This is a genomic window from Sinomonas sp. (assembly GCF_051955515.1).
Lineage (GTDB): Bacteria > Actinomycetota > Actinomycetes > Actinomycetales > Micrococcaceae > Sinomonas.
The window spans coordinates 1-12,810 of the sequence record NZ_JBQCGQ010000249.1; the positions used below are offsets into that span (position 1 = coordinate 1).

The window sequence follows — 12,810 nt, forward strand, 5'->3', positions numbered from 1 at the left end:
GGGCCTCAGAGCCGCTGATCGCAGACGGAATTGACCATGCCGTGCAGGGACGCCTCTAGAAACCGCACGACGTCGTCGGCACTCGTCTCCCGCTCGATCGCCAGGCTGATCAGCGTCTCCTCGGCGAACGCTACCCAGGACCGCAGGGCGATGCGCAGCAGCGTGGTGTCCGCCAGACCAAGCTCGATGAAGGAATCGCAGAGGCGCTCGGCGTTCAGCTCCCGTGACTCGTCCACGATCCTCCGCACCACCGGGTCGCCGCTGGCGGTGCCCCTGACCAACGAGTAGAACGTCCCTCGGTGCTCCTGCACGAACACGGCGATCCTCAGCAGCGTGTCCCGGATACGCTCGCGCGGCGCGAGATCCTGACGGGGATCGCTGGCGACGAGCAGGCTGTCCCGGGCGGTCGTGACCACTGCCCGGTGCATGCCCTGCCGGGTCTCGAAGTAGTGGAACACCAGCGGGCGCGAGACCCCTGCCCGGCGGGCGAGCTCGTCCATGGTCAGCTCGTCAAGCGTGTGGTCCGTCAGGAAGTTCACTCCGACCGCTATGAGCTGCGCCCTCCGGTCCTGAGGGCTGAGGCGGGCGCGCTGCGGTTCGGACACAGCAGAAAGTCTACTGATCGGCGGGATGCCGCACTCGAAGACTATTGACTATCAGTCAACAGGCTCGATATCTTCGACCGAGTTCCCGCCGCTCGGGGCGGGCTCTGTTCAGGAGGATCAATGAAGTTCCCCGTCTCGCAGCGCGTTCGCAGGATGCGCGCATCCCACGCAGGCCGCATCATCCTCGTTGCCGTGCCCTCGGCCCTCGTCGCCTCACTCCTGATGGGCGGCGTCGCCGAGGGAGCAGTGCCAGTCTCCTTCGCCGTATCCGGCAGCCAGTTCCAGATCGGCGCCTCCAAGCTCGACGGAACCGGGTTCTCCCAGTACGCCGGCGTCGCCAAGGACACCGAAGGCAAGGAGCACCCCGTGGCGATCGCCAATATCAAGAGCGCCACGCTCTCCGACCTGTGCCAGGCCGTGGTCACGGATACTCCGCTGGGCAAGGTGGGCGTGCTCATCAAGGCCGGAGGCGGCGGCAACCCCGCCTCGGCCTCCGACCTGCAGATCGGGATGACGGGGCTGAAGGGCGATGCGGCCTTTGGCAACATCCGCATTGGCGTGGACGCCTCGACGGTCAACACCGCGGCGAAGGGCTCCGCCGGCGACTTCGCGCAGGACTCGGGCAGCATCTCCATCACGAACCTGCAGCAGACGGCCTGGAGCACGCAGGCATCGGTGTTCACCTTGACCGGGATGACCATGCAGCTGACGGACGGGTCCAAAGGATGCTTCTGAGCAGCCGTACGTCGACCACCACTGAAGACGGCGCGCGCGTGCAGTCCCGGAGCGCCGCGGCCTCCAGCCGGGCCGCCGGGTTCCGCGACTGGCGCCGCGGGCGGCCGTTCGTCGGCGGCCTGCTGGCCGCCCTCGGCGGGGCGGAGATGTTCTTCTCCGGGCAGCTCGATCTCGGCCACCTCCACATCCAGCTCGGGATCGAAGGGCTCCAGGCCACCGTCATCCCGATCGCGCTGGTGCTGCTGGGGGTCCTGTCGGTCGCCATGCCGGCGCACCACGTGTTCTACGGAATTCTCACGCTCGTGGTCGCCATCTACTCCCTCGTCGGCGTGAACATGGGTGGCTTCATCATCGGCATGCTCCTCTCCGGAGCAGGCGGCGTCCTGGTCGTGGCGTGGATGGGCTCCCAGGGTGCGGAGCGGGGAAGGAGGGCGGAGTGAACTTACGCCGCACCCGCGCCGTGGCGGCCGTCCTGACCGGCTCGGTCCTCGCGCTGCCCTTCACCCTCGGAGCCGCGCGGGCCCCTCAGGGCGCCCCAACTGCGCTGTGCGTGCCTCTCCTGGTCTCGTGCACCACCTCGACGCCGAGCCCCTCGGCGCCGGGACAGGGCGTTCCCGGGCCGCTTCCGGGCACCCTGCTGCCGGGCTTGGGGTCCAGCCCCGCCGCGCCGGAGGTCCCGGGCCCGGGATCGACGACGAGCCCGGCCCCCACCGCGACCCCCGATCCTACGTCCAGCGCCCCGGTGGCGGCGCCCCGGGACAGCGGGACGACGACCTTCACCAAGACGCCGGCCTCGATGGGCTCCCAGAGCCTGTCCTTCACGGGCCTCAGCTCGGTCAGCATCGTCACCGTGCCGACCGCCGACGGCAGCGGCCAGCGCGCGTTGAAGATCACCGCCGAGTCGATCTCCATCAACGGTTTCACCCTCACCGTGCGGCACGCCAACGGCCCCGGCCTCGTCACGTCGGCGGACAGGATGGTGCTCAGCGGGCACGTCAGCGTCTACCTGGGGTCGGTCACCGGCACGACCTCCGACGGGCGCAGCCTGGCGCTCGGCACGGATACGCCCCCACCTCTTGACGATGTCGCGCCCGGCCTCCTTAGGGTCACGATGGGTCTCGTCGGGGCGACGGCCGACTCGATCAGCTACACCAACACAGACCAGCGCATGGTGCAGCCCTAGCACGACGGCGGCGTCCCGCCTCGTGTGGACGGCGACCGTCTCGAGGCCGGTAGCCTGTCGATGCGGCCAGCTGAAGATTTGAACGTGTGACAGGAGTGCAGCGCAAGATGGACGCGCGGTCGGAGGTGCTCGCCGCAGCAGGGGCTCGCGCGGAGGCCTTGGCTGCCGGCGACGGCGCCGCACTCGCCCGGCTCCTTCACCCCGCCTTCCGTTGGACCTCCCACATGGGGGAGCAGTTCGACCGGGATGCCTACATCACTCGGAACACCTCTGGGCATGTGCAATGGCACCACCAGGACCTCGGCGACCCCGAGGTCGAGCTGTTCGGCGACGTGGCCATCCTCCGAACCGTCGTGACGGACGAGATCCTTCGGGGCGACGACGTCGAGTCCTTCCGCATGCCGATGACCCAGGTCTGGGTGCGGACCGACGGGGAGTGGCAGTGCGTGGGAGGCCATGCGGGTCCGCGCCTCTCCTCTGACTCCCCATCGGACTGATTCTTCAGCGCGATTGGCCTGCGTCTGCCTACCGGGGAGTACTCCCAGCAATCATGCGGCACGAGCGATTTGGATTTCCCAATCGCTCGACCCTTTCTGAGATGAATCTGAAAGATATGTTGCAGCTCGGTAACAACCTGAATCTGAAACGTCGCTTTCGTAGCCACCGCACCTCACCTGTGCATAGGCTGTGTGCCATGTGAGGCGCGCCACGTCCCTGTGTCTTGGGGTCGGGCCGCCGCCGGATGGGACCGGCACTGACATTCACGGAAAGAGGAGGCGGAATGCGTTTCGGGCGTATTTCGAAGGTGGTAGGGGTTGCAGCTGCGGCTGTACTTGCCCTGAGCGCCTGCGCAACCCAAGGCGGTGGGTCCTCGTCGTCATCGTCGAGCGCCGCAGCAACCAAGCAGGGCGGCAGCGCCACTGTGGTCGAGGTGAACGCGTTCAACACGTTCAACTCGAACACGGCAGACGGCAACACGGACATCAACTCGAAGATCAGCCTTGCGACGCACTGGGGCTTCTACTACGTCGACAACCAGCTGAAGGTGGTCCACAACGAGAAGTTCGGCCACTACGAGAAGACCTCGGACAACCCGCTGACCGTCAAGTACACCATCAATGATGGCGTGAAGTGGTCCGACGGCACCCCGGTGACGGCGTACGACATCGCGCTCACGTGGGCAGCCAGCTCGTCGTACTTCGACGACCAGGACTCCAAGGCGAAGACCGGCACGGCCTATTTCTCGACCGCCGGCGACCCCACGGGTCTGAACAACACGCAGTTCCCAGACGTCTCCTCTGACGGCAAGACGTTCACCCTGACATACACCAAGCCGTACGCCGACTGGGAGACCGCGATCGGCAGCAACAACGGCACGATCGACATCCCGGCCCACGTTGTGGCCAAGAAGGCCGGACTGGCTGACGCCAAGGCGCTCTTCGACCTCATGAAGGGGATGAAGAAGGGCGATCCTTCGAACCCCCAGCCGGCCAACGAGACGCTGAAGAAGGCGGCCGACTTCTACAACACGGGCTTCGACACGAAGACCCTGCCGACTGACACGAGCCTGTTCCTCTCGAACGGCCCGTACGTGGTCAAGGACATGGTCGCCGACCAGTCGATGACCCTCGTCCGGAACAAGGACTTCACGTGGGGCCCCACGCCGAACCTCGACCAGATCGTGGTCCGGTACATCGGTTCGAGCCCGGCACAGATCCAGGCGCTCAAGAACGGCGAGGCGGACATCATCGCCCCGCAGGCCTCGTCTGACACCATCCAGCAGCTCAAGGCGATCCCGGGCGTGACGGTGGACCAGGGCCACCAGCTCGCGTACGACCACATCGACCTGAACTTCTACGGTGTGTTCGCCGACAAGGACGTCCGCACGGCATTCATGCTCACGGTTCCGCGCCAGGACATCGTGGACAAAATCATCAAGCAGATGGACCCGAACGCGAAGCCTCTCGATTCGCAGATCTTCGTTCCGGATCAGGCGCCGTACGCCGACTCGGTCAAGAACAACGGCTCGTCGGCCTACGACCAGGTGAACATCGACAAGGCGAAGCAGCTCCTGAACGGCAAGACTCCGGAGATCCGGATTATGTACAACAAGGACAACCCGAACCGAGTTGACGCCTACACCCTCATCGCGGCCAACGCGACCAAGGCGGGCTTCAAGATCGTCGATGGCGGCCTCGGCAAGTCTGACTGGGGCAAGGCCCTTGGCAAGGGCGGCTATGACGCGACGATCTTCGGCTGGATCAACCCGGGCGTCGGCGTCCAGGGCGTTCCGCAGATCTTCAAGACGGGCAACGGCTCGAACTTCAACAAGTTCTCCGACCCCTCGGCAGATCAGCTGATGGACCAGCTCATCCAGACCACGGACCAGAGCAAGCAGGTTGATCTCGAGAAGCAGATCGACCAGAAGATCTGGGCGTCGTCCTACGGCCTGCCGCTGTTCCAGTCGGTCGGCGTGGACGCTTACAGCGACCGCGTGACTGGGGTGAAGTACATGCCGAACAACAGCGGCGTGTGGTGGAACTTCTGGGAATGGGCTGCGAAGTAGCACACGGAAAAGCAGTCCCAACAGAGTTCTGATGCTGACGAAGCGCCGGGACCGAGCTCCATGGTCCCGGCGCTTCGCAGCGCCACCGGCGATACCAGCCATTCGCCGTAGAAGCCCCGCCAACAGCGGGCAACGAGCACGGCCCTTCACGAGCCGCCCCCACCCCTATCCGGCGGCCGACCATCAGAGGTACAACGAAACATGGTGACTTACGTCGTCCGGCGCCTCATCACCGCAGCATTGATCCTCCTCGGCGCATCCTTCTTGGTGTATAACCTCACTGCGCTGTCCGGGGATCCGCTCGAAGAGTTCCGCGCCAGCAATCTCCCCAACGCCGCCGCGCTGATGCAGGCGCGCACCCAGCTTCTCGACCTGAACACCCCGGCCCCCATCCGATATTTCAAGTGGCTCGGCGGAGCCGCCGGGTGCCTCGTGGGCCAGTGCGACCTCGGCAAGACACTCGCGGGCCAGCCGGTGACTCAGGCCCTGGGACAAGCACTCGTCCAGACGCTCACCCTCGTGACCGGGGCGACCATCCTCGCGATCCTCGTCGGCGTCTCCCTCGGCATCATCACCGCGCTCCGCCAGTACAGCGCTCTCGACTACGGCGTGACGTTCATGGCGTTCCTCTTCTTCTCGCTGCCGATCTTCTGGATCGCCGTCCTGCTCAAGGAGTACGGCGCGATCGGATTCAACAACTTCCTGGCCCACCCGGACATCCCATTCCCTGTGGCTCTCGGGCTCGGCATCATCGTGGGCCTCATTGCCGGAGTCGTGGCCGGGGGAGCGCTGCGGCGGAAGGCCATCGTCGGTGCCATCGCCTTCGCGTTCGTCACGCTCGTGCTCGTCGTCGCGAGCCTCACCCAGTGGTTCCGCTACCCGGGCCTCGGTCTCGGGGTCATCCTCATCGCCGGCGTCGGCCTCGCGTTCGGGATCACGGTGCTCGCCGCAGGGCTGCAGAACCGGAGAGCCCTCTACGCCGGACTCACCACCGTCGTCATCGGAGCGGTCGTCTATTTCCCGATCCAGCCCCTCCTGGATCTCGCGACCCCGCTCATGATCGTGATCCTCGCGGTAGTCACCATTGCTGTGGGTGTCGCCGTCGGATATTTCTGGGGAGGCTACGACCGTGGTCAGGGAATGAGGGTCGGCGGAATCACGGCCTTCATCGTGGCCGCCATGATCCTGCTCGACCGCTTTATGCAGTCGTGGCCCGCCTACTTCGACAACGGGAAGATCCGCGGCCGGCCGATCGCCACCATCGGCGCCGCCACGCCGAATCTCCAGGGCGACTTCTGGCTGTCCGGGATCGACGCGTTCACGCACCTGATTCTGCCCACGGTCGCCCTCGTGCTCATCTCCCTCGCGAGCTACACCCGCTACACGCGCTCATCGATGCTCGAGGTCATGAACATGGACTACATCCGCACGGCCCGGGCCAAGGGCGTGAGCGAACGGTCCGTCGTCATGCGCCACGCGTTCCGCAACGCGCTCATCCCGATCGCCACGATCGTGGCCCTGGACATCGGGGCTCTGATTGGCGGTGCCGTCATCACCGAGACGGTCTTCTCGGTCCGCGGCATGGGCTTCATGTTCCTCGACGGCATCTCCCACGTAGACCCGAATCCCGTAATGGGCGTCTTCGTGTGCGTCGCGATCACGGCCCTCTTCTTCAATCTCGTTGCGGACCTCATCTACTCCGCACTCGATCCGCGCGTAAGGGTGAAGTGACATGAGCCAGCAGTCTCAGCAGGAAGACGTCGCAACCGGCATCCAGGCCGGCGCGACGCAGTCCGCGGAGCCAGTGGCCGGCGTCGAGCCCGTGCTCGAGACCAAGGGCCTCAGCCTCGGGCAGATCGTCCGCAAGCGGTTCTTCGGGCACTCCGGTGCTCTCGCGGGCCTCATCGTCTTCGCGATCATCTTCATCCTCGCCTTCTCCTCGGAAGGCTGGGGACCGTTCCCCGGCTGGTGGAAGTACCAGCACGACCAGGTGACCCCGCTGGTGAACGAGGGCGTGCCCACGTGGACCTTCGCGCCGTTCAGCTTCGGCGATCACCCGTTCGGGCAGGACCGGATCGGCCGCGACCTGTTCGCCATGACCATGCGCGGTGCGCAGCAGTCCATTGTGGTCATGATCATCATCGGGCTCGTCGCGGGCGTGATCGGCGTGGTGGTCGGCGCTCTTGCCGGCTACTTCCGGGGCTGGGTCGAGACGATCCTCATGCGCCTGACGGACATCATCATCATCATTCCCGTGCTGCTCCTCGCGGCTGTCATGTCCCAGACCGCCGGTCGGCGCGACGCGGGCACGTGGTTCGCGCAGTTCGCGGCAAGCAACGGCGTGGTGGTCCTGGGCATCTTCTTGGGCCTCGTGCTCTGGGTGTCGCTCGCCCGCCTGGTCCGCGGCGAGTTCCTGTCCCTTCGAGAGCGAGAGTTTGTCGACGCGGCACGGATCTCCGGGGCCTCGAACTTCCGCATCATCTTCAAGCACATCCTGCCGAACGCGGTCGGCGTCGTGATCGTCAACGGGACGCTCATCATGTCCTCGGCGATCCTGCTTGAGACCGCACTCAGCTACCTTGGCGTCGGCGTTAAGGCACCTGACACGTCCCTCGGCCTTCTCATCTCGCAGAACCAGGAGGCGTTCTCCACGCGCCCGTGGCTGTTCTGGTGGCCGGGCCTCTTCATCGTGCTGATCTGCCTCAGCATCAACTTCATCGGCGACGGCCTGCGCGACGCCTTCGACCCGCGCCAGAAGAAGTTCAACGCCAAGAAGGCGAAGGATTGGCGCAATCGGAAGGCGGTTCCCGCGGCGGCGCCGGGAGGGGAAGCCAAGCTCGAGGTGGACGGCACCATCATCCCGGCCATCGGCGTCGTCCCCGATCCCGAAGCGCACGGCGGGGCCGACCGGGCCGAGCGCGGGAACCCCTGAGATGGACTTCGCGCCCGCTCGCGGCCAGAGCCGCGGGCGCTTACGCGATCAAGGTGATGACGGACGCCACGGCGAGCACCGCCGTCGCACCCACAATGCCCCACGCTGTGCTTCGGAGCACGGGCGTCTCGGCCGTCTGGCCGCCCTCGACGGCTCCACGCTCGACTCTCTCGGTCCAGCGCCGGCGGACAAGGAACGCCGCCTGACCGGAGACAGTGTTCCGCAGGTCACCGGGGCGCACGGACTGGGCGGGGCCGTAGCTCGTCGCGGGAAGGCCGGAGACATGCTCGGGCCGCGCGTTGCGCGCGCCCCATACGCCGGGCGCCGGGGCGGCCCAGGCGCTGTAACGGCCCACGCCGGTGCCGAGGGTCAGCGCGTATTTCGTGTCCACGAAGGCGAGCGCTTCCCACGGCACGCCGATGCGTCGGACTGGGTTGACGAGTTCGACGCCGGCATCGCTGACGACGACGGCGGGTCGCCAGAAGAGTGCCCAGCCAACGAACGCCATGAGCACCAGGGGGGCGGCGAAGCGCAGCCCACCGATCCCGGTCTGCACGACCGTGATGACCAGCCCGAGGGCCGCGAGCACCCACAGGAGGATCGCCAACGCCTTGTTGCTGCGGGCTTTGAAGACATCGAGGGAACCGGCGTGCTGCAGGGCATTCATGCCCTCATGATGCCGGAAGGCCCGGGATATTCGCAGACGGCGTCCGAGCGGGCCGCGAAGCGGCTTCGGACGATGATGGAAGGAAGAGCAGAGGATGACTGAGAACCTCGGCATGGCAGGCAGGCCTCGTCGCCGCTCCGAGAAGGGGACGACGGTCGCGGGCGACCTGGTCAAGGGTCAGATGGTCCTCGAGGTCAGGGACCTGAGCGTGGACTTCGGCGTCGAGAAGGAATGGGTTCCGGCAGCCATCGACCTCAACTACGAGGTGCGCGCGGGCGAGGTGCTCGCGATCGTGGGCGAATCCGGCTCGGGCAAGTCGGCCAGCTCGATGGCCCTTCTGGGCCTCCTGCCGACGAACAGCCGGGTGTCGGGCAGCGTCAAGCTCGCGGGCCAGGAACTCTTGGGCAAGGACCGCTCGGCGATCCGCCGGGTGCGCGGCAACGACGTCGCCGTGATCTTCCAGGAGCCCATGACGGCCCTCAACCCCGTCTACACGATCGGGAACCAGATTGTGGAGACGATCCGCCTGCACAATCCGATCTCGCCGGACGAGGCGAAGACCCGGGCGCTCCGCATGCTCGAGCTCGTTGAGCTCCCGGACCCTGAGAAGGCCTTCAAGTCCTACCCGCATCAGCTTTCGGGCGGCCAGCGCCAGCGCGCGATGATCGCGCAGTCGCTCTCCTGCGACCCCAAGCTGCTCATCGCGGACGAACCCACGACGGCGCTCGACGTCACGGTCCAGGCCGAGATCCTCGATCTCATGCGGCACCTCAAGGACAAGCTCCACAGCGCCGTGATCCTCATCACGCACGACATGGGTGTGGTGGCGGACCTCGCCGACCGCATTGCGGTCATGCGCCGCGGCGTCATCGTCGAAGCCGGCTCGGCGGAGCAGATCTTCCACAGTCCGCAGCACGAGTACACGCAGGCGCTGCTAGCTGCGGTGCCGCACCTCGGCCAGGGGTCCGAGGAGGAAGCCGAGGTGGACATCACGGCGGCGCTCGCCGCGGCGACAGGCACCGAGCTCGAGGCAGTCGACGCGGAGGAGCTCGCCAAGCGTGAGAAGGAGAATCTCGCCGCCCTCGAGGAGGTCGCCGACGCCGAGGCGAAGCGCCACGGAGCGCCGGTCCTCGAACTGAACGACGTGGCGATCGAATACCCCAAGCAGGGCCGCGTTCCTGCCTTCCGCGCCGTGGAGGGCGCTCATCTGAAGGTCTATCCGGGCCAGGTCGTGGGTCTCGTCGGAGAGTCGGGATCGGGCAAGACGACCATCGGCAGAGCCGCCGTCGGGCTCCTTCCCGTGGCGGAGGGCTCGCTCAAGGTGGTGGGTCAGGAGATCTCCGGCCTCAAGAAGAACTCCAAGGAGCTCCACGAGATCCGCCGGTCCGTCGGCATGGTGTTCCAGGATCCGTCGTCATCCCTCAACCCGCGCCTCCCGATCGGCGAGTCGATCGGCGAGCCCATGTTCCTCGCGGGGGTCGCGAAGGGGGCAGACCTGCAGAAGCGGGTCGAAACGCTCCTCGATCAGGTCGAGCTCCCGAGGTCGTACCGCAACCGGTACCCGCACGAGCTCTCGGGCGGCCAGAAGCAGCGCGTCGGCATCGCCCGGGCGCTCTCGCTCAAGCCCAAGCTCATGGTCGCGGACGAGCCGACCTCGGCCCTCGACGTCTCTGTCCAGGCGAAGGTCCTCGAGCTCTTCCAGGCGCTCCAGAAGGAGCTCGGATTCGCGTGCCTCTTCGTCACCCACGACCTCGCCGTGATCGACGTCCTCGCCGACCACATCTGCGTCATGCAGCGCGGCAGGATCGTGGAGCAGGGCTCGCGCGACCAGATCCTGCGGAACCCGCAGGAGGCCTACACGCAGCGGCTCCTCGCGGCCGTCCCGCTCCCGGATCCCGAGAAGCAGCGCGAGCGGCGGGAGCTGCGCGAACTCCTGCTCGCGAGCGGCATCGACTGAGCCTGCTTGCGCCGTCGCCCGGTACCTTCGCCAGAGGAGGGCCGGGCGCGGCAGGCGGTCAGCCCAGCGCGAATCCCTGGTCTTTGAGGCTCTGCGCGAAGAACGGGGCCAGCCGCGCACGGCCGGCAGGCGTGAGGTGCACGCCGTCCGCGAGATCCTTGGCGAGCCCGAAGCGGGAGATCCAGTCGCCGCATCCGATGAACGGCAGGCCCATCGAAGCCGCCGTCCTCCCCAGGAGAGCGTCGACCTGCGTGCGGCGACCTCCGCCGTCGGCCGCTGATTTGGCGAGCGTGCCCACCACGAGGAATTTCGACGCCGGGTAGCTCTCCTTGAGCTCCGACACCACGGTCTTCGCGCCGTCGACGATCGCCCCGTCGGGCGAGTTGCGCGATGCATCATTGCCTCCGCCCTGCACCACCACGAGAGCCGGATCGCCGTAGGGAAGGAGCCAGTCGCCGAGCCGGAGCGCGTCCCCGTAGTCGTGGACCTTCGCCGTTCCGACCGAGAAGCCGGTGCCGCCCCAGCCCGCGACGTACACCGTGTAGCCCGCCTGCTCGAGGCCCTTGCGCACCCAGCTGTCCGTGGGCTGCGCCTGCGAATCGCCAATGAGCACGGCCGTCTTCGCCAGGCTTCCCATCACCACCTCTTGGCGGCCGCTTGCCGGATTCAGGTAGCGGGCCCCGAGCGGGAGATGGGTTGGGGAGACGCTGCTGTAGCCGAAGGGCGCGTGCGGGCTGTACGGCCTGATGGCACTGGCTGTAGGAAGGCCGCTCGGAGTGGGCTCAGAGCCGGGGATCGGGTCCCCCGGATCGGCGCAGCCCGCCACCGTCAGGGCAGCGAGCATGACGACGGCGGCCCGCGCCAAACGTAGGCCGTGTGGGCTGCCGTGGTCCATCCGGCCCTCCGCGCGAAACAACACTGACGCATCCATCGTAAAATAGAAATGCTGGCCCTTCCGAGGGTCTGTTCCGTTGTGCCGCCAGCGCGCCGCGCCGAGGCCGAGCCGCGGACCATCACGACCCATCGAATCGAGCCCAAACCGTATGTCTGAAACCGTGTCCACCGTCTCCCGCACCGACCTCCGCAATGTCGCCATCGTGGCGCACGTCGACCATGGCAAGACGACGCTCGTCGACGCGATGCTCAAGCAGACCAACTCGTTCGCCGCTCATGGCGAGATCGAGGACCGCGTGATGGACTCCGGCGACCTCGAGCGCGAGAAGGGCATCACGATCCTTGCGAAGAACACGACTGTGCACTACGCAGGCCCTGCCGCAGCCGAGGTGGGCGAGCCCGAGGGCATCCTCATCAACGTCATCGACACCCCAGGCCACGCCGACTTTGGTGGCGAGGTAGAGCGCGGTCTCTCGATGGTCGACGGCGTGGTGCTGCTCGTCGACGCGTCCGAGGGCCCGCTCCCGCAGACCCGCTTCGTCCTGCGCAAGGCGCTCGCCGCGCACAAGCCGGTCATCCTCGTGGTCAACAAGACCGACCGCCCCGACGCCAGAATCGAGGAGGTCGTACACGAGACGATGGACCTCCTGCTCGGCCTCGCCTCCGACCTTGCGGACGAGGTCCCGGACCTCGACCTGGACAAGGTCCTGGACGTCCCGGTCGTCTACGCGGCCGCGAAGGTCGGTGCGGCTTCCCTCGAGCAGCCCGCCGACGGCGCCGTGCCCGCGAACGACAACCTCGAGCCGCTGTTCGAGACCATCGTGAAGCACATCCCCGCGCCCACCTATGACCCCGAGGGCGTCCTCCAGGCGCACGTGACGAACCTCGACGCCTCGCCGTTCCTCGGCCGTCTCGCGCTCCTGCGCATCTACAACGGCACCCTGCGCAAGGGCCAGCAGGTCGCCTGGGCGCGTCACGACGGGACCACCAAGCAGGTCAAGATCACCGAACTGCTCGCCACGAAGGCGCTCGAGCGGGTTCCCGCCGAGTCCGCGGGCCCCGGCGAGATCGTCGCCGTGGCCGGCATCGAGGACATCACCATCGGCGAGACGCTCACCGACGTCGACGACCCGCGGCCGCTCCCGCTCATCAAGGTTGACGATCCGGCCATCTCGATGACGATCGGCATCAACACGTCCCCGCTGGCCGGCCGCGTCAAGGGCGCGAAGGTTACCGCGCGCCAGGTCAAGGACCGCCTCGACAAGGAGCTC

General features: G+C 66.9%; 12 protein-coding genes. 9 read left to right on the plus strand and 3 right to left on the minus strand.

Going from position 1 to position 12,810, the window contains the following annotated elements; all coding sequences use genetic code 11:
- Positions 1-5: 5 nt before the first annotated feature.
- The gene (locus ACTHL9_RS14935; protein WP_440520076.1) at positions 6-605 is read right to left on the minus strand and encodes a TetR/AcrR family transcriptional regulator; all 600 of its coding nucleotides are present in this window, start codon (positions 603-605) and stop codon (positions 6-8) included.
- A 120-nt stretch (positions 606-725) separates the two neighbouring features.
- Between ACTHL9_RS14935 and ACTHL9_RS14940 the strand changes: the two genes are divergently transcribed.
- From ACTHL9_RS14940 to ACTHL9_RS14970, 7 genes are all read left to right on the plus strand, one after another.
- On the plus strand, positions 726-1,340 hold the full coding sequence (locus ACTHL9_RS14940; protein WP_440520077.1) for a DUF6230 family protein: 615 nt from the start codon (positions 726-728) through the stop codon (positions 1,338-1,340).
- Between the two features lie 38 nt (positions 1,341-1,378).
- Positions 1,379-1,780: a DUF6114 domain-containing protein gene (locus tag ACTHL9_RS14945; RefSeq protein WP_440520078.1), complete on the plus strand. Its 402-nt coding sequence runs from the start codon at positions 1,379-1,381 to the stop codon at positions 1,778-1,780.
- A complete protein-coding gene (locus tag ACTHL9_RS14950) occupies positions 1,777-2,523 on the plus strand; it encodes a hypothetical protein (RefSeq protein ID WP_440520079.1) in 747 nt (248 codons plus the stop codon). Before ACTHL9_RS14945 ends, ACTHL9_RS14950 begins: the two co-directional genes overlap by 4 nt.
- Positions 2,524-2,609: 86 nt before the next feature.
- Positions 2,610-3,020: a nuclear transport factor 2 family protein gene (locus ACTHL9_RS14955; protein ID WP_440520080.1), complete on the plus strand. Its 411-nt coding sequence runs from the start codon at positions 2,610-2,612 to the stop codon at positions 3,018-3,020.
- Between the two features lie 284 nt (positions 3,021-3,304).
- Positions 3,305-5,089 (plus strand): ABC transporter family substrate-binding protein, encoded by a 1,785-nt coding sequence (locus tag ACTHL9_RS14960; RefSeq protein WP_440520081.1) that lies wholly within the window; start codon positions 3,305-3,307, stop codon positions 5,087-5,089.
- Between the two features lie 201 nt (positions 5,090-5,290).
- Entirely contained in the window at positions 5,291-6,820 is a 1,530-nt protein-coding gene (locus ACTHL9_RS14965; RefSeq protein WP_440520082.1) for an ABC transporter permease, read from the plus strand.
- Position 6,821: 1 nt separating this feature from the next.
- Complete coding sequence (locus ACTHL9_RS14970) at positions 6,822-8,021, plus strand: ABC transporter permease (RefSeq protein ID WP_440520083.1); 1,200 nt, start codon at positions 6,822-6,824, stop codon at positions 8,019-8,021.
- 40 nt (positions 8,022-8,061) lie between these two features.
- On the opposite strand, the gene ACTHL9_RS14975 is transcribed toward ACTHL9_RS14970, so the two are convergent.
- Positions 8,062-8,688 carry a PH domain-containing protein gene (locus ACTHL9_RS14975; protein WP_440520084.1) on the minus strand — a complete coding sequence of 209 codons (627 nt, stop codon included), beginning with the start codon at positions 8,686-8,688 and terminating at the stop codon, positions 8,062-8,064.
- Positions 8,689-8,869: 181 nt separating this feature from the next.
- Between ACTHL9_RS14975 and ACTHL9_RS14980 the strand changes: the two genes are divergently transcribed.
- Positions 8,870-10,645, plus strand: a complete 1,776-nt coding sequence (locus tag ACTHL9_RS14980; protein ID WP_440520087.1) for an ABC transporter ATP-binding protein — start codon at positions 8,870-8,872, stop codon at positions 10,643-10,645.
- Positions 10,646-10,703: 58 nt separating this feature from the next.
- Here ACTHL9_RS14980 and ACTHL9_RS14985 read toward each other — a convergent pair whose 3' ends face one another.
- Positions 10,704-11,540 (minus strand): SGNH/GDSL hydrolase family protein, encoded by an 837-nt coding sequence (locus ACTHL9_RS14985; protein WP_440520085.1) that lies wholly within the window; start codon positions 11,538-11,540, stop codon positions 10,704-10,706.
- A 148-nt stretch (positions 11,541-11,688) separates the two neighbouring features.
- Between ACTHL9_RS14985 and ACTHL9_RS14990 the strand changes: the two genes are divergently transcribed.
- Positions 11,689-12,810, plus strand: a 1,122-nt coding sequence (locus ACTHL9_RS14990) for a GTP-binding protein (RefSeq protein WP_440520086.1), incomplete at its 3' end; no start/stop codon positions are given.